The 22,629-nt window shown below is 34.0% G+C and carries 18 protein-coding genes; 6 read left to right on the forward strand and 12 right to left on the reverse strand.

Translation table 11 applies throughout. From position 1 onward, the window contains the following. Positions 1-161: 161 nt before the first annotated feature. Together CVU84_05550 and CVU84_05555 are read right to left on the reverse strand one after the other, a co-directional pair. Positions 162-1,532 (reverse strand): hypothetical protein, encoded by a 1,371-nt coding sequence (locus CVU84_05550; GenBank protein ID PKM95532.1) that lies wholly within the window; start codon positions 1,530-1,532, stop codon positions 162-164. A 150-nt stretch (positions 1,533-1,682) separates the two neighbouring features. After that, positions 1,683-2,981 (reverse strand): bifunctional folylpolyglutamate synthase/dihydrofolate synthase, encoded by a 1,299-nt coding sequence (locus tag CVU84_05555; protein PKM95533.1) that lies wholly within the window; start codon positions 2,979-2,981, stop codon positions 1,683-1,685. 250 nt (positions 2,982-3,231) lie between these two features. Here CVU84_05555 and CVU84_05560 point away from each other — a divergent pair, with 250 nt between their 5' ends. Continuing rightward, positions 3,232-4,617, forward strand: a complete 1,386-nt coding sequence (locus tag CVU84_05560; protein ID PKM95534.1) for a protease — start codon at positions 3,232-3,234, stop codon at positions 4,615-4,617. Between the two features lie 516 nt (positions 4,618-5,133). On the opposite strand, the gene CVU84_05565 is transcribed toward CVU84_05560, so the two are convergent. The 5 genes from CVU84_05565 to CVU84_05585 form a co-directional block, all read right to left on the reverse strand. Further along, positions 5,134-7,776, reverse strand: coding sequence for a valine--tRNA ligase (locus CVU84_05565; GenBank protein ID PKM95535.1), 2,643 nt, complete (start codon positions 7,774-7,776; stop codon positions 5,134-5,136). A gap of 37 nt (positions 7,777-7,813) precedes the next feature. Then, on the reverse strand, positions 7,814-8,032 hold the full coding sequence (locus CVU84_05570; protein ID PKM95536.1) for a hypothetical protein: 219 nt from the start codon (positions 8,030-8,032) through the stop codon (positions 7,814-7,816). A gap of 359 nt (positions 8,033-8,391) precedes the next feature. Continuing rightward, positions 8,392-8,985 (reverse strand): biotin transporter BioY, encoded by a 594-nt coding sequence (locus CVU84_05575; GenBank protein ID PKM95574.1) that lies wholly within the window; start codon positions 8,983-8,985, stop codon positions 8,392-8,394. Positions 8,986-9,136: 151 nt separating this feature from the next. Then, a complete protein-coding gene (locus tag CVU84_05580) occupies positions 9,137-9,547 on the reverse strand; it encodes a low molecular weight phosphatase family protein (protein ID PKM95537.1) in 411 nt (136 codons plus the stop codon). A gap of 95 nt (positions 9,548-9,642) precedes the next feature. Beyond that, positions 9,643-10,917, reverse strand: a complete 1,275-nt coding sequence (locus CVU84_05585) for a hypothetical protein (GenBank protein ID PKM95538.1) — start codon at positions 10,915-10,917, stop codon at positions 9,643-9,645. A gap of 834 nt (positions 10,918-11,751) precedes the next feature. On the opposite strand from CVU84_05585, the gene CVU84_05590 reads away from it, so the two are divergent. The 3 genes from CVU84_05590 (at position 11,752) to CVU84_05600 (ending at position 15,603) form a co-directional block, all read left to right on the forward strand. Then, positions 11,752-13,926: a DNA topoisomerase III gene (locus CVU84_05590; GenBank protein PKM95539.1), complete on the forward strand. Its 2,175-nt coding sequence runs from the start codon at positions 11,752-11,754 to the stop codon at positions 13,924-13,926. 224 nt (positions 13,927-14,150) lie between these two features. Further along, positions 14,151-15,023, forward strand: a complete 873-nt coding sequence (locus CVU84_05595) for a pyridoxal 5'-phosphate synthase lyase subunit PdxS (GenBank protein PKM95540.1) — start codon at positions 14,151-14,153, stop codon at positions 15,021-15,023. A 4-nt stretch (positions 15,024-15,027) separates the two neighbouring features. Then, a complete protein-coding gene (locus tag CVU84_05600; protein ID PKM95575.1) occupies positions 15,028-15,603 on the forward strand; it encodes a pyridoxal 5'-phosphate synthase glutaminase subunit PdxT in 576 nt (191 codons plus the stop codon). A gap of 54 nt (positions 15,604-15,657) precedes the next feature. Here CVU84_05600 and CVU84_05605 read toward each other — a convergent pair whose 3' ends face one another. Further along, complete coding sequence (locus tag CVU84_05605; protein PKM95541.1) at positions 15,658-16,857, reverse strand: aspartate kinase; 1,200 nt, start codon at positions 16,855-16,857, stop codon at positions 15,658-15,660. Between the two features lie 254 nt (positions 16,858-17,111). Here CVU84_05605 and CVU84_05610 point away from each other — a divergent pair, with 254 nt between their 5' ends. Continuing rightward, a complete protein-coding gene (locus CVU84_05610) occupies positions 17,112-17,948 on the forward strand; it encodes an EamA family transporter (protein ID PKM95576.1) in 837 nt (278 codons plus the stop codon). 182 nt (positions 17,949-18,130) lie between these two features. On the opposite strand, the gene CVU84_05615 is transcribed toward CVU84_05610, so the two are convergent. Together CVU84_05615 and CVU84_05620 are read right to left on the reverse strand one after the other, a co-directional pair. Then, positions 18,131-18,352, reverse strand: coding sequence for a hypothetical protein (locus tag CVU84_05615; GenBank protein ID PKM95577.1), 222 nt, complete (start codon positions 18,350-18,352; stop codon positions 18,131-18,133). Between the two features lie 529 nt (positions 18,353-18,881). Then, positions 18,882-19,550 carry a deoxyribose-phosphate aldolase gene (locus CVU84_05620; GenBank protein PKM95542.1) on the reverse strand — a complete coding sequence of 223 codons (669 nt, stop codon included), beginning with the start codon at positions 19,548-19,550 and terminating at the stop codon, positions 18,882-18,884. Between the two features lie 312 nt (positions 19,551-19,862). On the opposite strand from CVU84_05620, the gene CVU84_05625 reads away from it, so the two are divergent. Then, positions 19,863-21,125 carry a peptidoglycan-binding protein gene (locus CVU84_05625; protein PKM95543.1) on the forward strand — a complete coding sequence of 421 codons (1,263 nt, stop codon included), beginning with the start codon at positions 19,863-19,865 and terminating at the stop codon, positions 21,123-21,125. Positions 21,126-21,199: 74 nt separating this feature from the next. Here the strand turns inward: CVU84_05625 and CVU84_05630 are convergent, their stop codons facing one another. Then, positions 21,200-21,355, reverse strand: a complete 156-nt coding sequence (locus CVU84_05630; GenBank protein ID PKM95544.1) for a hypothetical protein — start codon at positions 21,353-21,355, stop codon at positions 21,200-21,202. A gap of 156 nt (positions 21,356-21,511) precedes the next feature. After that, positions 21,512-22,540, reverse strand: coding sequence for a thiamine biosynthesis protein ApbE (locus tag CVU84_05635; GenBank protein ID PKM95545.1), 1,029 nt, complete (start codon positions 22,538-22,540; stop codon positions 21,512-21,514). Between the last annotated feature and the right edge of the window lie 89 nt (positions 22,541-22,629).

Genomic DNA, 22,629 nt, shown 5'->3' on the forward strand with positions numbered 1-22,629 from the left:
TTTAATCTATATTTATTGTATTATTATCTTTTATTACATGTTAATTCATTTTTCATCATTTTTTTCACTATATTTCCCTTTTGTCAAAACATTTTTTCCAACGATTGATCCAAATAAAAAAGCAAAAAAATATCACCATCTGGTGATATTTTGAATGTTTTTTATTGTAACTGTGTTAATTGCCACGTAGCATCTGTTATCTTGTTGGAATTGGGATAATTGGTTATCAAAGCATTAAAATCTTTCTTTGCTTCTTCTGTATGCGCAAGTTTGGTATGTGTAACTGCTCTATAGTATAATGCTTTATCAGAGTAATATGCATTTTGAACTAATTTCAAGGATAAATTAAATTGTTCTATTGCTTTCTCATAATTTGAGTTACGCAAGCTGTACCCAGTATTGTATGCACTCACTGCAACTTTTTCGTAAACTTCATTTTTTAATGAAACATACATTTCATTGAAGGCTGTTTTTTCAAGCTTAGTTGCATCAATACTATATAAAGCTTCTGCTGCGTTAACCAGGTCATTATCGGTTTTAAATTGTAATGCTGCTAATAACTTCGATGAATCGGCTTGAACGTCCTGTAGTGCCTTTAAATCAGTTTTTAGCTGACCTTGAGCTTGCTCCAATGCTTGAGCTTTAGCCGTTTCACTTTCAAGAGCTATTGTCTTTTCCTTTAATGTAGTTGCATAGGTTGCATTTTGCTCTGTTAGGGATAAATTATCACTTTTTAAAGCTTTTAATTTACTCGGTGTAATCAAAAATATTGCAACCGCTAAACCAATTATTACACCTACCGCAACAAGAATGATTTGATGCCAAGAAGAAGTAACAAAGATAGGTACTCTTTTTGAAAAAGGTGAGTCCTCTTGCACGTTTCGTTCGTGTTCATGATCAGCTTCTTTCACAGGCTCATTTACGGTTATTGAATCATAATATTTTCTAGCTATATAATTATTTTTATCAATTGTCAAGATCTTTTGCAAAGTACTTTGAGCCTTTTGAATTTGCTGATCCTTAATGTAACATAATGCAAGCAACGAATACGCTTTTATGAACTTCGGATTTAAGCTAATTGCTTTTTTTAATTGAATGGCTGCTAAGTCTTCATTTGATTGTTGAACATGTTGAAGTGCTTGATTGTATCTTTTTATTGCACTACTTAATTTTTCTAAATGTGTTTGGTTTTCTTGGATATTTTTCAAATAGTTTTCTGCGAGGTTATCTGTTGGCTGTAGGTTCTTACTAATTACCCATTGTTGAAGTGCTAAAACAGTTTCACCTATCTCGAAATATGCTAATCCCAAAAGATTTCTTGATTCAATATTGTTTTTATCATATCGTAAGCTTTTTTGTAAGGTGTTAATAGCGCCGCTTAAATCACGGACCTTTGTAAGCTGTAAGCCTTGATTAAATAATGTCTTAGAAATCTTTTTAATTTTATCATATACTTGAAAGGATACTCTGCAAGTTTCGCAGAATCCATCGTTATTTAAGCCGTGCCCACATTTAGGACATAAATTCGTCATCTGTCACACCTACTTTACTTATCATTTTTTATTTCTTTTACCATTTCACTTAAAATATCTGCCATATCTTTAGTATTGTAATCATAAATTGCTTGTTCAGCATCTTCTATTTCTAAACAAGGCTTAAATTTTTTAATTTCTTCTTCAAAATTAATCATTTAACAAACCTCCTGCAACTATTTTTTTAATTTCTCCTACAAGATAAAGCGAACCTACACAACATAATAAACGGTCTTCCCTCTTATAATTCTTCTTAATTGCTTTTTCTATATCAATTTCTATTTCAATATTATGGAATCCATATTTTTGAAAGCTACTCTTCATTAGGTCGAATTCTAAGCAACGATCATCCTTTACCTTTGTGAGTACAATATTTTCGATATTAGTACATCTACTAAGTTCTTGTACCATTAAATCATAAGCCTTGTCTTTCATTGCTGTAAATAGTATTGTAATCTTCCGGTCCGAAAAACATTCTTGAATATTTTCGACAAATGATTTAACTCCACTTTCATTATGAGCACCATCTACAACAATCCAGTCATTGATTAATTCCATACGACCAGGCCAGTAGAATTTTTGAAATGCTCTCTCTATAGCTTCAACACTAATTGGATATTGATCTCTTAAAACTTCAACAGTGTTTAATGCAGTTGCAACATTAATAATTTGGTATGTAGCGCAAGTGTTTAGAGAAATCTTATCATAATAATAATACTTGTTATTTATACAAAAATCAATGCTTTTATCCGTCCTTTTTATAATTCTATGCTTGAGTGGCATAATCTCATAGAGCTTTGAATTTTTTTCATTACATATTTGTCGGATTACCGATAAAACATTGTCCTCTTGACTGGAAATTACAGTTGGACATCCTTCTTTAATAATGCCACCTTTTTCTATGGCTATTTTCTCTATAGTATCTCCCAAGACTTCGATATGGTCCAATCCAATTTGAGTGATTACTGTAACCAATGGGTGTTCAATAATATTTGTCGCATCTAATCTACCACCTAATCCTGTTTCAAGTACAACTAGCTCAACTTGTTTGTCCAGAAAATATAAAATAGCAATTACAAATAATGTCTCAAAATAGGAGGGGTGGTGAAAGCCTGCTTCTTCCATTTCATCAATAACCTTTTTAACCCTATGAAAGGTATTCATGAAATCAACATCACTTATATCATCATTATTCATTTTAATACGTTCATTGATCTTAACTAGATGCGGAGAAGTGAAGAGTCCTACTTTAAGATTAGCCTCAACATATGCATAAGATAGCATGGTGCAAACTGAACCTTTTCCATTTGTTCCAGCAACATGTATATACTTTAACTGTAGATGCGGATTGCCTAGTCTAAATAATAATTCCACTATATTTTTATGCCCCGATTTTTTACTAAATAACGGTATAGATAGTATATATTCAATACATTCAGCGTAATTCATTGAAGTAGTTCTCCTTATATTTATGCTCCTTATTCATCATTCCTTTGCATAAACTTTATCATTTATTGTAATTAACTTCAATGCTTTTCTTCCATAATATAAATCTGTGGATATATTTTTATCTTTTTTAGCCTATAATATAAGTACTATGTCAATTTAACACTTTATTAACAATTCTATCCCTATTTTGCCTTGATTTTAGATTACAATCAATATTATAATATCATAATTTTTACGAGGAGGAATTAGCATGGATGAGCAAATGAACAATAATCCAAAGACAAATCAAGAAGATGAAATCCAAAACGAAACCCACAATGAAACCACACAACCTGAGCCAGAATCAATAGAAGATAACCCCGCTCCCTTAGATATTCTAATAGAGCCTGATACTTCTATTATCAATAGCAAGGAAAAGAAAAAAAAGAATCCTTTATTAAAAATTGCTGCATTTTTCATTTTATTTACTTTCCTGGGAGGACTATTATTCGGCGGCGGTTATGTATCAGCCTTATATTTTGGAGATCAATTTATTTCAGACTTTATAAAAATTGATACCAAACAAAATGACAATAACAATGTGGTGCAAATCCGACAAATCAATCCTGAAGTAGCTAAAGATATTCAAGCTCTTTATACAGCTCCAGTAGTAATATCTGATGCAGTGGGCCCTTCTGTAGTTACAATTACAAGTACTTTTGAAGACAAATTTACGTCCTTTAATGGTTCAAGTTATTTCAACGAAGGTTCAGGTTCGGGAATTATCTTTGACATTGATAATGAAAATCTATTTGTAGTTACAAATCACCACGTTATTGATGGTGCTTCTAAAGTGGATGTTACTTTCATGGGTGGAGATACCTTCAAGGCAGAAATCCTTGGTTATGACTCAACAATGGACATCGCAGTCCTTTCCATCGATTTAGATGACATTAGCGAAGAAATTATGGCAAAAATTGCTGTAGCATCCTTTGGTAATTCAGATGAGCTTAAGGTTGGTGAGCTTGCAGTGGCTATTGGTAGCCCCCTTGGCAAGGCTTTTAGCAATTCTATAACCGTTGGTGTCATTAGCGCAGTAGATCGAGTTATAAGCATCGATAGCGCTGACCTTAAACTAATCCAAACCGACGCAGCTATAAATCCTGGAAATAGTGGTGGCGCCTTAGTAAATACAGATGGTTTAATAGTTGGCATCAATACTGCAAAATACATCGACACGGATGTTGAAGGAATGGGTTTTGCTATACCAATTAACACCGCTCAACCTATTATAGAAAAAATACTTAAATCAAAAGATGGATCTGATATTGCAAATCATGGTTCTGATGACAGACCATTTTTAGGCGTAGGCATATCAGACATTACTGAAGAAATCTATATAGAAACAGGTGTACCTTTTGGTGTATACGTTACCGAAGTTTATGAAAATAGCGGTGCTGATGAAGCTGGTATTAAACCAGGAGATGTTATCTTTGCAGTTGGTAATGATAAGGTATTAAAAGCCAACGACCTAATTACCTATATTAGCACTTATAAAGTCGGTGACACAATACCTTTAAGTATTGCTCGAGATAGTGAAATGATAGATGTAAAAGCTAAATTGTACAAATATAGCGAGGTAATGGAAACAGAATAAAAATCTATAAAAGTATCTCTGTTTTGATTAGAACTCAAATAAAACATGCCGAGATAATAAATCGGCATGTTTTGTTTGAGTTCTAATTATCTATCAATTAACGTTACAGAGATAAAAGCATTTTTTCTTCAAGATTAATACGAAAGGCAGTAAGTGTTCATTTTTCGCCTGACCGGCCGAAGGGAAAGGCCAGAAAAATGAACACTTACTGCCAATAATGAATACACTTATCAGAAAAAATGCTTTTGTCGACAATCTGAACATACCGAGCTTATAAATTGGCATGTTTTGTTTTATAATATTTTAAGTTCGTTATTGATTTGTTTCCTGAGGATGTATAGGTTTCATTTTTCTTGCCTTTCCCTTCGGCCGGTCTGTCGAAAAATGAAACCTATACATCCTCATCGAATATCGTAAGGAAGCCGGCGGTATTTTTATGGCAATTCATTAAGCTCATTTTGCACATAATAGCTAAATAAAAATACCGACTGTTACATTTGATTACTTAACAAGTGATTACTTAACTAATCCATTTAGTCTCTCTACAACTTGATCCATCATTTGGGCATACTTCGCAAGCTTTTCCTTCTCTTCCTGAATAACTTTTTCAGGAGCCTTACTTACAAAACTCTCATTAGAAAGTTTTTGATTAACTCTATCTAATTCCTTTTGAAGTTTTTCCTTTTCTCCAGTCAATCTTTCGATTTCTTTTTCAAGATCTACAAGCTCTGTAAAAGGCATATAGATCAATGCGTTTGGAATGACAGTTGAAACTGCATCATCATCAATTCCATCCTTTGTTGCTTGAATAGTTACTTCACTGGCATAGCCAAGGGTTGCAAAAAATACTTGTCCATCAGTAAATACTTTACGTGTATATTCATCTTCTGATACTACATATACCTTTGCCTTCTTAGAAGGTGGTACGTTCATACCTGTTCTAACATTTCTAATAGATCGTACTGCTTCTTTGATTAGACTTATTGCATTTTCTTCTTCTTCAAAATGCCAAGCTTCTGTATATTCTGGCCATGCTGAAATCATAATTGATGGCTCTGTAGTTTGAAGCGTTGTGAATATCTCTTCTGTGATAAATGGCATGAAAGGATGCAATAATTTTAAGGATTGGATTAGTACAGTTTTCAAGGTCCAAAGAGCAGCCTCTTTTGTTGTATTTTCATCACTATAGAGTCTTGGCTTTACCATCTCAATATACCAATCACAGAATTCTTCCCAAATAAAATCATAGAGTTTTTGAACAGCAATACCTAAATCATAATGATCCATATTATCTGTTACTTCTTTTGCAAGTGTATTTGCCTTTGATAAAATCCATTGGTCGGCTGGTGTTAGTTGGCTTAGCGGTACTTCTCCAACCACTTGGTCCTCAAGATTCATCATAATAAATCTTGAAGCATTCCATACCTTATTTGCAAAATTTCTACTTGCTTCTACTCTTTCATAATAAAAACGCATATCATTTCCTGGGGCATTACCTGTAACAAGTGTAAATCTTAAGGCATCTGCACCATATTGTTCAATTACTTCTAAAGGATCAATCCCATTGCCAAGTGACTTACTCATCTTTCTTCCATCAGCATCTCTTACAAGCCCATGAATAAGTACTGTCTTAAAGGGAATCTCTCCCATAAATTCTATACCTGAAAATACCATACGTACAACCCAAAAGAAAATAATATCATATCCTGTAACCAAAACGCTGGTTGGATAAAAATAATCCACTTCTGGTGTTTTCTCTGGCCAACCTAAAGTAGAAAACGGCCATAATGCTGAGCTAAACCATGTATCTAAAGAGTCCTCATCTTGCGTAATATTTGAGCTTTGGCATTTATGACATTTAGTTGGAGCTTCTTTTTGAATCATAATCTCACTACAGTTACCACAATAATAAGCAGGTATCCTATGACCCCACCAAAGTTGTCTAGAAATACACCAATCTCTAATATTTTCTAACCAATGAAGATACGTCTTGCCATATCTTTCTGGCACGAATTTTAAAGATCCATCTTTAAGTGCAGCAATTGCAGGTTTTGCTAGCTCTTCCATTTTAACAAACCACTGTTGTTTAATGAGTGGTTCAATGACTGTATTACATCTATCATGGGTTCCTACATTATGGGTATGATCTTCTATTTTTGCTAATAGGTTTTCTTCTTTTAATTGTTCAACAACTTGCTTCCTTACCTCGTATCTATCTAGACCTTGGAATTTACCACCATTTGCGTTAATTGTTCCATCATCATTGATTACGTTGATTTGGGGAAGTTTATGTCGTTGCCCAATCTCAAAGTCATTAGGATCATGGGCTGGCGTAATTTTAACAACACCCGTTCCAAAAGTTCTATCAACATAATGATCTGCAATTACAGGAATTTCTTTGTTAACAATTGGAAGCATTACCTTTTTACCGATTAGGTGTTGGTATCTTTCGTCATCAGGATGAACAGCTACTGCAACATCACCTAACATAGTTTCAGGACGAGTTGTTGCTAATTGTAGAAAACCATCTTCTCCTACAATAGGATATTTAATATGGTAAAAATGTCCTTGCTTTTCCTCATGTTCAACCTCTGCTTCAGAAATAGTTGTCTGGCATACTGGACACCAGTTGATAATTCTTGAGCCTTGGTAAATATAACCCTTTTCATAGTATTTTACAAAAACTTCTAATACTGCATCTGAGAGTCCTTCATCTAAAGTAAACCTTTCTCGCTCCCAATCACAAGATGCACCTAGTTTCTTAAGCTGATCAATTATAATACCACCATATTCTGCTCTCCACTCCCAGGCCTTTTCCAGGAAGCCTTCTCTTCCAAGAGATTCTTTTGTTTGACCTTCTTCTGCCATTTTCTTAACTATTTTTACTTCTGTAGCTATACTTGCATGGTCAGTTCCAGGTTGCCATAATGCTTCAAAACCTTGCATTCTTTTCCATCTTATTAGGATATCTTGAAGTGTATTATCAAGAGCATGTCCCATATGCAACTGACCCGTAATGTTTGGTGGTGGAATTACTATTGTATATGGTTTTTTTTCATTGTTTGCTTCTGCGTGAAAATAATTGTGATCAATCCATTTTTGATATAATCGATCTTCAACTATAGATGGATTATATACTTTTTCTAGCTCTTTACTCATACTATGCCTCCTAAAAGCGATTGCTTATTCTTTTTTATTATTTAACAAATATTATTATTATACCACCAGCTAAGACCATAATTGCACCAATTGCTCTGACGGCAAACATTGCATTATTAACTAGCATTAAAAAATCTTTATCTTCTGTACCCTTTGGATCGTTTTTAATTGTCCTGTCGTTGCTTTTAGAAACAATTCTCGCCCCAAAGAACAAAATAGCTCCAACAATCATTAGAATCATACCAATTATATACATCTTATACCTCCTTATATCAATGTTACAAAACCTCCGCATTCGATTAAACAAAAAAAAGTTTTATCATCCTCTAAAAGGACGACAAAACCGTGGTACCACCTTAATTCTTAGTTCAATAACTAAGCTCTCATAACGTATAACGTCGTCACACGATTCATCCTACTTATGTTCAGACGAATAGCTCCAAAGCTACCTTCAATCAACACCTATTCTAGAAAACCTTTCAGCCTATGGGTTCTCATCTCTTTAGAAGGTCTTGATGTACTCCTCTTTTTCATTGCATTTGTCATTATAATTACTTATATACTATAGGATAGGTATATTTTTGTCAACAATAAAATAGGAGAACGTATTTGATATTATAATCTTCTTTGTAATAAACTATTTGCAGTGAGTACCTTTACAATTACTGGTGCAATGGTACAAAGAATAACACAAGATACTATGTCTCCAATAATGCTTAATGAAAATCCATAATATACTGCCATCTTAAACGTAAATGCCTTCGTAAGGTATAATGAATTTATAACATAAAGATAAGGAACTCCGCACATATAGATAATTATTATCGCGGATAGACCTGCAATAATATAAGTTGTAAATGTATTCTTCTTTAGCTTTTCTACGATTAACCCCGCAACATATGCAGCTAAAGCAAATCCAATTAAATAACCAAAGGTTGGTTGAAATACGTAACCAAATCCACCACCATTGGTAAATACAGGTACTCCAATAAGTCCAATTAAAAGATATACCAACTGAGATAATAGTCCTAACTTGGAGCCTAAAAGTATTCCTGAAAATATAACAAAAAACAATTGCATTGTAAAAGGTACAACTGGTAACGGAACTCTAAGCCATGCACCAATTGCTGTTAAAGCAGCAAACATTGCTGCATATGTTAGATTTCTAGCATTCTTTTCAACTTTAGAAATGATCAATGCAAATATCATAAAAATGACTGCAAATACTACTATAGATACTATCCATGTCCACATAATCGTTAACCTCATTCTTATTTTAGTTTACAATCATTATACAAAACACCCCTCGTATTGTCAACTATTTTCCAAATCAAGTTGACGCTTCGAAGGGCAATTATGATTATATCTTAATATCATTATTTGAAATCCGTAATGCCAAATCTTTGATTTTTTCCTCAATAAGCTTTACCGTCTGAGTAAAAACCTCATCACCTTTTCCTGTAGGATCATCTAATCCCCAATCCTCAACATGCTTAGATGGTAAGTAAGGACATACAACATTGCATCCCATTTTAATTGCAATATCTATAGGTGGAATGTCTTCTATTAACTTAGAACGATGAGAAGCATTCATGTCTACACCATACAAATCCTTTACTATTCTTACAGCATCTTGATTAATTTGTGGTTTTAACTCTGTACCAGCAGAATATGATTCGAATATATCTGACGCAAATAATTTTCCTAGCGCTTCAGCCATTTGAGATCTACAAGAATTGTGAACACAAATAAAAGCTACTTTTGGTTTCATAAAATTACCTCCTTGAAAATTGTACTATATATATATTGTGATAATTATTCTCATTTGTCAATCGTTATAGGAATTCTTAACATATACTTTACATACTAAGAATTCTTATTAATCATAATATTTAGTATGTACTTGTCCGTCTCTTCCATACCTTTAGAGCCAATATAGGTAAGATTTTCTATGCATCTTTCAATATCTTCATCAATAATTCCGTCATCTTTTGATATTTGCATGTTGTTTAGAGATAAGAGCATCGCGTTAAAAGCTGACTCAACTACTGTTGCAACTTTTAATGCACAACCAGTTTTCGCTCCATCACAAATCATACCACTCACATCACCAATTACATTTTTAATGGTTGAAAATATTTGATGTAGGTTACCTCCCATTAACAGGGTCATCCCGCACCCAGATCCGATAGCCGCTGCAATTGCACCACATAATGCAGATAACCTTCCTAATCTTTTCTTAATATGAATCGCTACCAAATGACTTAGTATCAAAGCCCTCGCTAAATCTTCATCAGATTTTTCCAACCACTCCGCTACAGCAACCACTGGCAAGGTTACGGTTATTCCTTGATTACCACTTCCAGAATTGGTCATTACCGGTGACATACACCCATCCATTCTTGCATCTGAAGCAGCTGCGGTAAGACGTATTGCATAATTTTTCATATCATCTGCTAGTAAAAGGTTATCTATATTTTTTTGAAAGGTTTTACCAACTTTTAGACCATAATCCTTATCCAATCCTTCTAGCGCAATACTCTTGTTCATATATGCACCTTCAAGAATAAACAAAATATCTTGAAGGGCTACATTTTGTGTAAAATCATAAATTTCTTTGATACTCGTCTCAGATCTCATTACCTCATCAAGGTTTTTTATTGTTTGTTCTTTAGCTAAAAGTATTTCGCTATCTCTTTTTACATAAATGATGTTCGTATGATTCTCCTGTATGATTACTTGAGCTGCATGTTCTTTACCTGAAACTATCGCCTCTATGTATAGCTTGTTTTTGCTTTCTGATATTTCAATTTCAATCATTCCTTTGCTAATTAACCCCTTAGCCAAATCAACATCTTCATGTTTAACACTAGCCAAAACTTGTAGCCCCATAGCTTCATTGCCTATAAGACAACCAAGTGCTGCAGCGATATGAATACCAACCTCCCTAGTTCCGGGAATACCAACACCCATTGCATTTTTTATTATATTTGGACTTAGGCTTAAGACAATTTTCTCAACAGCTTCTCCAAGAACAGCTCTTGCTTTTGCAACACATAAAGCAATTGCAATCGGTTCTGTACAGCCAGTACCTGGCTTCACTTCTTCATCAATTAATTTGAGATATCCAATGGAATCCATAAATTATCCTTCTTTCTCTAATGATTAGATTATTCATTTTAATAATCTGTTCTATTCATGACAAATATAAAGTTTTTTTTCATATATGCAACTAAAATCTGACATTTATACATATACTATAGTATCAATATAAAGGGAGGTCTTTTTGATGAAGATAACAAAACGCCTTGACACTAAAACCATCCTTAATTTGACATTTTTTTCTAATATTAAAATCAACTTGCCAGTTATTCCACAATTTCAAATCAAGCCTCTTCATTTAGTAATATGCCTCGAAGTTTTCATATTACTTATAGGCCATATTCAACTAATTCCATAAAACCCTTTACTGAGATTATTCCACTTCAGACTGTCGACAAAAGCATTTTTTCAGATAGGTGTATTCATTATTGGCAGTAAGCGTTCATTTTTCTGGCCTTACCCTTCGGCCGGTCAGGCGAAAAATGAACACTTACTGCCTTTCGTATTCATCTAGAAGAAAAAATGCTTTTATCTCTGATTTGTTAATTGATAGTCAATTAAATTGTCAACAACCGGAAGCGGATTATTCCGCTTTTTTTATCCAGTAGGAAAGTTCTACTTTCCACGAAGCATAGAACAAAGCGTTAGATAGCATAAATTATTATGTAACGCGCTGACAAGCGCTTTGTTCTTAACTGAAAACCTTCATGTGATTGTTTCCTTTGATTGTTTCCTTTTTCTTTACTCCATTGATTAAATATGTTTTAATCATATTGTAGGTTTTATACATAGACCTGTCAACAACCAAATGCGTATATATAGGAGTTAATCAATTTTACTTAGCTCCGAGAATTTCTAGAAAGGAACTTATCTATGAATAAAATATTAGTACTAGCTGAAAAACCTTCCGTTGGAAGAGATCTCGCGAGGGTTCTTAAATGCTCAAAGAAAGGAAATGGTTACTTAGAAGGAGACTCCTACATCGTTACTTGGGCCTTAGGTCATCTTGTTACTTTAGCAGATCCTGAAAAATACGATGTCAAATATAAATCCTGGCAGATGGAAGATTTGCCTATGTTACCCGCGAACTTAAAGCTTGATGTGATTGCAAAAACGAGCAAGCAATTTCATGCTGTAAAAGCACAAATGCTAAGATTAGATGTTAAGGATATCATCATTGCTACAGATGCAGGACGTGAGGGCGAACTTGTTGCAAGATGGATTATAGAAAAAGCAGCTGTCAAAAAGCCTATCAAACGATTATGGATATCTTCAGTTACGGATCAAGCCATTCGGAATGGATTTAATTCCCTTAAACCAGGAGCTCAATATAATAATCTTTATAGTGCTGCAGTAGCTCGAGCTGAAGCAGACTGGTATGTTGGTTTGAATGCAACTAGGGCATTAACGTGTAAATACAATGCTCAACTTTCTTGTGGTAGAGTGCAAACTCCTACTCTTGCCATAATTGCTGGCAGAGAAAGAGAAATACAGAATTTTAAACCTGTAGATTATTATGGTATAACTGCTGCTGTGAATGGTTTCACACTTACTTGGCATGATGCTCAAACCAACGAAGCAAGAAGCTTTGATAAAGCCAAATGCGAAAGAATATTAAAAGAGACAGATCATCATAAATGCGAAGTTGTCTCAATGACAAAAACTCCAAAAAAAACTTACTCACCAAAGCTATATGATCTTACTGAACTTCAAAGGGATGCCAATAAATTTTTTGGTTTTTCTGCAAAAGATACCTTATCAATTATGCAAGCCTTATATGAAAGACACAAAGTATTAACCTACCCAAGAACAGACTCAAGGTACATTACTACCGATCTAGTTCCTACTCTAAAAGATCGCTTAAAAGCATGCTCTATCGGTAATTATGCAAAATTCACAAGAAAACTTTTATTATCACCAATCATGGGAAACAGCTCATTTGTAGACAATAGTAAGGTATCAGATCATCATGCAATTATTCCAACTGAAGAAACAGTATTGCTCTCTAATTTATCAGACAAAGAGTTTAAAATATATGACCTCGTTGTCAAACGTTTTCTTGCTGTTCTATATCCACCTTTTGAATTTACTGCAGTTACTATAAAAAGCAAAATTGGAAAAGAGTTCTTCTTTGCCAAAGGAAAAATTGTTCAAGAAGACGGTTGGAAAGCAGTATACGGTAACACCGTTGAAGATGAAGGAGATGGAACTGACCAACGTTTGCCAGAAGTAAAGCAAGGCGACGTTTTGCCTTTGGTTTCTCTTGAAATGACTCATGGAAAAACAAAACCACCTTCCCCTTTTAATGAAGCAACCTTACTTACTGCTATGGAAAGCCCTGCAAAATATGCCAATAGTCAAAATTCCGAGTTGATGAAAACCCTAGGTGAAACTGGAGGTCTTGGTACTGTTGCGACCCGTGCAGATATTATTGAAAAGTTGTTCGATAGTTTCCTAATTGAAAAAAGGAATAATACAATTTATATGACTTCTAAAGGTTTTCAGCTACTTGAACTAGTACCTGAAGAACTTAAGTCGCCATTGCTCACAGCAAAATGGGAGCAAAACTTAGGATATATTTCAAAAGGCACCTTAAATAAAAATACATTTATCGATGAAATGAAAGCATATACACAAAAGATTGTACTGGACATTAAGAACAGCACTGATCAATTTAAACACAATAATTTAACTGGTAACAAATGCCCAGAATGCGGAAAATTTATGCTCGAGGTGAATGGTAAGAAGGGAAAAATGCTGGTATGCCAAGACAGAGATTGTGGTTATAGAAAAAGTGAAGTTATTGTCACAAATGCAAGATGCCCTAATTGTCATAAAAAGCTTGAGTTACGTGGCTCCGGAGAAGGACAAATATTTTTCTGTAAATGTGGCCACAAAGAAAAGCTTACTGCTTTTAATGAGCGCAGAAAAGGAAGCAATCAGAATGTTTCTAAAACCGATGTTTCTAAGTATCTTAATCAACAGAATAAGAAGGAAGAACCTATTGTTAATTCTGCGTTTGCGGACTTATTGAATAAATTGAAATGATCATTGCAAGGTGTGGTGTATAAAAAAAGAGATATGAAAGGATGACTTCAAAGTTCAATTGGAGTCATTTTTTTGCTTCTATAGAGTTATAGTTAGCATTGTTTTTTGCTTCGTCCATTAGTTAAATGTAAACTGTCCTTTTTAAATAGTGATAATTGTCACTTTTAGAAAGGACAATTATGTATTATTATTTATTTATTAATAAATTTAGGAGGTAATAAAAGATGAATGAAAGATATAAATTAAATAAGAATCTTGCTCAGATGTTAAAAGGTGGGGTTATTATGGATGTCGTTAATAGAGAACAAGCAATCATTGCTGAGAAGGCAGGAGCTGTTGCAGTTATGGCTTTAGAGAGAGTTCCTTCTGATATTAGAAGAGATGGAGGGGTCGCTAGGATGTCTGATCCTAAAATGATAAAAGAGATCATGGAGGCCGTTAGTATTCCTGTTATGGCTAAAGTAAGAATTGGTCATTTTGTTGAAGCGCAAATATTAGAAAGCTTAGGTGTGGATTATATCGATGAAAGCGAGGTGCTCACGCCTGCTGATGATTTGTATCATATTGATAAGGCTAGCTGTGAGGTTCCTTTTGTTTGTGGTGCTAAAAACTTAGGTGAGGCTCTTAGACGAATTGGTGAAGGTGCTTCCATGATTAGAACAAAAGGCGAAGCTGGGACTGGTAATGTTGTTGAAGCTGTTCGTCATATGAGAACCATTAATACGGAAATTAGACAGCTTCAAGGTTTACCTGTAGAAGAGCTCATGACTTATGCTAAAAATTTATGTGCTCCTTATGAGCTTGTAAAGCAGATTGCAGAAACTGGTAAGCTGCCAGTAGTAAATTTTGCAGCTGGAGGTATTGCTACTCCAGCAGATGCAGCACTCATGATGCAGTTAGGATGTGACGGAGTATTTGTTGGCTCTGGCATATTCAAGTCTAATAATCCAGAAAAGCGTGCGCAAGCCATTGTTAAGGCCGTTACTTATTATAATGATCCTAAAATTCTTGCAGAGGTTTCAGAAGATTTAGGAGAAGCCATGGTGGGTCTTGAAATTGATAACCTTGAGAATCAATTTGCAAAAAGAGGATGGTAAAGAAATGAAAATAGGAATTTTGGCGCTTCAAGGTTCCGTTATTGAGCATATTCAAATGTTTCATGAAATAAGTGGCGTTGAAGCATTCCCCTTGAAATATGAAGAAGAATTAGAGCAAGTTGATGGCATTGTAATACCTGGTGGAGAAAGTACTACGATTAGAAAGCTCTTAATAGACTTCCATCTTTTAGAACCACTTCAAGAAAGAATAAAGAATGGATTACCTGTATGGGGAACATGTGCTGGCTTGATTATTCTGGCAAAAACTGTTGATGGGTTGAAGAATCCATCAATTGGCACAATGGATATATGTGCTCATCGAAATGCATATGGCAGGCAGAAGGATAGTTTTATTGTGGAGGCAATGATACCTCAAATAAGTGAGGGTCCAGTTCCACTTATATTTATAAGAGCACCCTATATTTCAGAGGTTGGTCCTCATGTTGAAATACTTAAAATAGTTCATAATCATATTGTAGCAGCTAGGGAAAAAAATATGTTGGTAACAGCTTTTCATCCTGAACTAACACAAAATCTATCAACACATAAATATTTTTTATCTATGATCAATAACAAATAAATAATAAACAAGCTGTCTCAAATAGATCATCAAATCTAAGGAGACAGCTTGTATTTAGTCTAGCTCAAACACTTTATGTAGAGCCTCAACTGATTTCTCAAGGTCTTCCTTTTTTACAAGACATGCTATTGTAGATAAAGAGTCTGCTGTTTGCAGTATTTCCACACCAATCTCAGATAAGCATTTAATAATTTTTGCCATTACACCAGGTACACCCGTCATTTTTTCACCGATCACAGTAACTTTACAACAATTCTCGATAAAGGAATAGGTAGCCGTGTACCCTTTTAACACTTCTAGCACAACCTTCTTCTTTTCTTCTTCTATGGTAAATACTCTTCTCTTAGGAAAAATATTGATAATGTCAATAGAAACATTTTTATCGGCCAATTCGCCGAAAAATTTCTCATCATCAATATCACCCTCCACTAAAAATTGAGCTCTTCCTACCCTATGTGCAATGCTCGTAATGAGCTTTTCCTTTGTCGAGCTCTTTTTATCTAATTTGTTATATTCAGTTATATTCGTTCCATTCAGATTATTAAACGTATTTTTTATGATTAAAGGCATTCCTGCTCTTCTTGCAATTTCGACTGCTCTTGGATGTATGACTTTTGCTCCGCTATCTGCCATTTGAAATACTTCTGAATAGCTTATTTCATCAATCAAATTAGCTGTTTTACATATCCTTGGATCTGCGGTCATGATTCCATCTACGTCAGTATATATTTCCACAGATTCGGCACCTAGTGCTTCTCCTAATAGAACGGCTGATGTGTCACTTCCACCACGTCCAATTGTAGTAACTTCATTGTTGGTTCCTCTACCTTGAAAGCCTGCAACAATAGGAATAAATCCTTCCTTTAACACGGTCATAAGGTTACTGGTATCTACATCTATAATTTCAGCATTTAAGTGATTATTATTGGTTATGATTCCAGCAGTCCCTCCAGTCATTGAATATGGCTTTACGCCTTCTTTAAGAAGCATATTTGATAACACTACAGTAGAAATTATTTCACCACAAGACATTAATAAATCCATTTCTCTTGGAGAGATTTTGGTGTCTTTCGGTCCAATTAAATTTAATAGAGTATCCGTTGCATAGGGTTGCGGAGATCTACCCATCGCAGACACAACGACCACTACCCCATCATAATTATTTTTTGCTTCTAATATTTTTTTAATTGCACATTCTCTATTTTCTTCTGTAGCTAGAGAAGTTCCACCAAATTTCTGTACTAATATTTTCATATAACACACACATCCTTATCGTATATTTAAATATGTTTATTTATAGTCTATTTTGAGCATTCCTTTTAAATGCTATCATAGAACTGAGTTGTTTTCAACTACTATAGACTAACTAAAAAAATAATAGTGACTTTTGTAGTATAGAATCTATCCAAATAGTAACTAATTACGGGTTTTTATATTGACATTATAGATAAATTGGTTCAATATAAAAAGGATTGTTATTGATTTATTACATAAAATGGAGGTTCATCATTAAAATGACTCAAAAAAAAGCAGTCATCTATATGGTTTTGGCAGCGATACTGTGGAGTACCGCTGGTATGTTAATAAAACTCGTTGACTTACATCCAATGGCTATCGCTGGCATGAGAAGTGGAATTGCAGCAATCGTAATGTTGCCTTTTATTAACCTTAATAAGGATTTATTCCAAAAAAACAAACTCTTGGGTGCAATCTTATATTCTTTGACAGTAATCCTATTTGTTAATGCTAATAAACTAACTACATCTGTCAATGCAATTTTCTTGCAATTTACAGCACCTATTTGGGTAGCTCTTTTTTCTAGATGGTTTTTAAAAACCAAGATTCGTCGTTCGGACTGGATTACTATCATTGTAATTTTTTTTGGAATGGGATTGTTCTTTTTAGATAACTTAAGTACAGGTAGATTAATTGGGAATATAATTGGCTTAATAAGTGGTATAACTTTTGCTGGAATGATCATTGCATTTAAACAAGATGGTGCTCCCATTGGCACCGTATTTATTGGTAATGTATTCAATGCCCTTATATGCTTGCCATTTTATTTTTTAACAGTACCAAATACAGAAAGTATCATTGGACTAGTTCTTTTAGGAGTCTTTCAAGTTGGCCTTGCCTACATACTATATACAAAAGCAATAGGCCATTTAAGCGTAATTGAAGCTATATTGATCCCAGCCTTGGAACCATTGCTTAATCCTATTTGGGTACTCTTAATCATCCACGAGAGTCCAAGTTCAAAGGCAATAATAGGAGGCATCATTGTTATTTCGGCACTAATTACTAGAAGCATATACCAGGCAAAGAAAATCGGCTATGTAAATTGAAATTCTTCAATACATTTCTGCCGCTTTTCCAATTGCTTATGCAATGCTTTATATCAAAAAAGAAAATCGGCTATGTAAATTGAAATTCTTCATTACATTTCGTATACGTCTGGAGTAAAAAAATACCCCTACTATTTTCCCGTAAAAAACGAAAAGATAGTAGGGGTATTTTGTAATAATGATTACATCATATCTTCTATTAATTCACTAATAAATACAAAAGCCGTCGCACCAAACACGATCATAATTACTATCATAATAACTGTTATGATTAAGTATGCAATAGCAAAGTTCTTTTTATTCCTATTAATCTTGCTGCTAAATGCCCAGATAAATAACAAAACAATATTGACCAATGGAATAAATAATAATAAAAATGTACCCAGATAGCTTAAAACACTCATTGGCTTAGTTAAATCTTCAGGTAGAGCTTCCTTTTCAATCTTTTGAATTGGTTCAGCTTTTTCCTTAACAACTTTTTCCTTCTTTGTGCTTTGTTTTGCTTCTTTTTTTGATTCAACCTCAAGAACAGTAACCGGTGCTATTATTGGTGCTACTACCGGTGCAGTTGGTGCTACTACCGGATCTGCTACAAAAACAGGTATTGGTTCTCTTACTGATTTCGCATCCTCAACTTTACTCGAATTCTTATTGCCGCAATTTGGACAAAATAGAGATTCATCTGACATTTGCTTCCCACATTGTTCACAAAACATAATTTGTTCTCCTTTCTTTCACCCTTTTGATAACACAAGAAAATCGGCTGCGCAGCGTTAAATAACATTGTTATTTATACGCCAGTTGCAACTCCCGCTACCTATCTGCCGCTTTTCCAATTACATATGCAGAACTTTCCTTATCAATAAGAATATTATAAATACGCTCAGATGTCAAGAACTGTCTGTTATTCCGTAATCATAAGACAACTTGTCATTAATACCCACTCTGATCTTTATTCTTTTGGTTGTTAACAATGGCAATTCCAGCACTTGCGCCTATTCGGTTTGCTCCTGCTTCAATTACAGCCATTGCTGTTTCATAATCTCTTACCGCTCCTGAAGCCTTAACACCAATTTCGCTTCCTACAGTTTTTCTCATTAATGTTATATCATTTACCGTTGCTCCACCTGTGCTAAATCCAGTTGAAGTTTTTACAAAATTTGCTCCGGCTTTTACAGATAATTCACAAGCCTTTACTTTTTCCTTGTCTGTTAGTAAACAAGTCTCAAGTATGACCTTCACGATGGCTCCTTTAGCAGCCTTAACAACAGCTTCAATATCAGCTAAAACATAATCATACTTTTTATCCTTTAAGGCACCAATATTAATAACCATATCTATTTCATCTGCTCCCGCTTCAATAGCCTTCGTAGTTTCAAAAGCCTTCACCTCATATGAAACAGCTCCTAGTGGAAAGCCAACTACTGTACAAACCTTAACATCAGAACCTGCTAATTGTTCTTTAACAAGCTTGGTGTAATATTGGTTTACACACACAGAAGCAAATCCATATTGTTTTGCTTCCTCACATATAGTTATTATTTCATCATAAGTAGCATTTGGTTTTAGAATAGTATGATCAATGTATTTTGCAACGTTCATAATAGTACCTCCGTTTTCTTTATCATATTCTAAGTTTAAAGGTTATTAAAAGTTAAGTCAAATATTTTTTATGAATTTATATGTATAATCCCATTGATTATGGCAAAACTATTTACTACAGGAAACCTAATTAAATAGATTGTTCGGTTGTAAGGAATTTATTTTTGCCAATGTTATAGGTTACAAGGTTTCCTGTTAATATGTTCTCCCCCCACATGAGAAAGTGTCTATATACAAAATAGACACTTTCTTTTATTTTATCTCATATACTATAATGAATATTTAATATAAAGGTGTCTTATGCGACGACGCATGATCTATCCAGCTCAAAATGAAGTACAGTCTCTAGGTCAGTTAACAGTGAATGTTCGGACCGAAGATGGCTTTAATCCCATTAATGGTGCAAATGTTTCTATTTCAAGGACAGGAGCAAATGGAACAATAGAGGAATTGGCTACCGACAGTTCAGGTCAAACCCCAGTCATTGATTTACCAGCTCCACCAAAAGATTATAGCCTTGAGCCAAACAATCCCCAGCCTTATTCAGAGTATACGGTTACTGTAGATGCTCCTGGATATGAACGGTTTATTGTATCAGGGACTCAAATACTACCTGATACAACTGCCATTCAAGACGTACCTGTTATACCTCAGTCTCAAACTACAGTATCAGCCTTACAACAAATATTAATCACGATTAATCCTCACACTTTATATGGAAATTTTCCTCCTAAAATTCCTGAGAGCCCTGTAAAAGAAGATGTTGAACAAGGGTTTATTGTACTAGAGCGACCTGTAATTCCTGGAATAATTGTAGTACATGAAGGTCCTCCAGATGATCCATTAGGTCGAAATTATTACGTTCCATTTAAAGATTATATTAAGAATGTAGCCTCCTCAGAAATATATTCTACTTGGCCTGTTAGTACAATTCAAGCTAACATACTCGTTATACTTTCCTTTACCTTAAACCGCGTATATACAGAATGGTATAGAGCTAAAGGAAAAAATTTTACAATAACCAATTCAACTGCTTATGACCAAGCCTTTTCATATGGTAGAAATATATATAGAAATATCTCAGCAGAAGTTGATGCACTTTTCGTAAATTATATTTCTAAGCCTGGCATAAGGCAGCCTTTATTTACTCAATATTGTGATGGTTCTAGAGTTGAGTGCCCTACTTGGTTAAGCCAATGGGGTAGTAAATACTTAGGCGATCAAGGTTATACTACTCTTAACATACTAAAGAATTATTATGGCCAAGATATTTCCCTAAGTACCGCAGCTAGAGTAGCAGGTATCCCATCCTCTTTTCCTGGAACAAATCTACAGGTAGGCTCTAGAGGTTCTGCAGTAAGGACGATTCAAAACCAACTCAATAATATCTCAGACAATTTTCCAGCCATACCTAAGATAAGAGTAGATGGTGTATTTGGTCAAAACACTAAAAATGCAGTTCAAACCTTTCAACGAGTTTTTTATCTACCGCAATCAGGCATAGTAGATTATCCAACATGGTATAAAATTTCAGATATTTTCACCGCAGTTGAACGACTTGCAGAGACATCCTAAATCAAAATAAAAAAAGCGACATACATACACTTCTTAAAATGTATAAATGTCGCTTTTCTGTTTGAAGTATCGTTTTATTTATCTAGTGCACCGCCAGTTTTCTTATTGATAAATGCTTTATGGCTTTTTCCAATATTCTTGTCTGGTCGCACATTAGCATCATTCGCTAAGCTCTTTCTTTTCTTTTCTTCAATTAATTTCTTCATCATTTCCATATTTTTATCTGACATCGATTATGCTCCTTTTGAATTAAACGATAAATTTTATGATTCATTAGTATTAAACTAATATTATCCTACCTTATATTCAATCTAGTAATTATCTAACTTTATTATACCACAATTCATTCTAGTTTGTATTGCAAACCTTTTATTAATTCTTTTAAATTATTGAATTTGATATCCTTCCCCAGTATAGGAAAAGAGTTTTTTTGCTCCTGTTGTCATATATATTTTTTTGTCTGTTGAAATAAAAATAGCTTCCACATCATCTAGTTGCTGTGTAAATTCCAATCCTTCTTCAATTCCCATTGAAAAAACTCCCGTAGATAAAGCATCAGCATACGTTGAATTTTGTGTGATAATTGTTACAGATGCCAATTCATTATTTACTGGATAACCAGATGACGTATCAAGAATATGGTGATACATGATCTCATTTTCCGTAAAATTTCTTTCATAAATTCCGGATGTTACAACTGCCGTATTTACCTTTTCAACGATACCAACGTAATCTTCGCTCGTTTTGTATGGGTCCCTTATTCCTATTTTAAATGCTTCGCCTTCTGGCTTTGAACCATGGCACAAAATATTCCCTCCAAGATTAATAATTGCATGTTGATAACCCATTTCACCCATTAATTTAGACATTACATCTGCTGCATACCCTTTTGCTATGCCACCTAGATCAATCATCATTCCATCTCGCTTAAGTTTTACTGAATGTTCTTTCTCGTTTAAGATTACATCATCTATGCCAATTAAAGCTAAAGATTCCTCGATATTGTTTTGAGTTGGTACTCTTTCATTCTCAAAGCCAATATTCCAAAGCTTCACCAAAGCTCCCACTGTAATATCAAATCTATTATTCGTTAGTTTTGTATATTCCACTCCTTTTTGTATCACATAAAAAGTTTCATCACTAACAACTACTGCTTCCTTACCAGCCAGCTTATTGATTTGTTCAACCTCACTATTTACTTGTTTATTTATCGTCATTTTTTTCTCAATTTCTAATAGTTGATCAAATAATACTTTAAATTCAGCTGCATCTACTATTTCCTTTGAATAAATTGTTATACTAACGATAGTACCAAGTACAAAACCATCCTTAGAATACTTTTGATAACTATTATTATTACATGATGTTAATAGTATTAAGATAATAATCATTATTGAAAGAACTAATTTTTTCATTTGTTTCTCCCGTTGTTATATTACGTCTTTTCGCTCTTATATCATTTTACAGAAAACATTCCTATTCTTCAAGATAATTTTTAGCCAAT

This window comes from Firmicutes bacterium HGW-Firmicutes-1, from assembly GCA_002841625.1.
Classification (GTDB): domain Bacteria; phylum Bacillota; class Clostridia; order Lachnospirales; family Vallitaleaceae; genus HGW-1.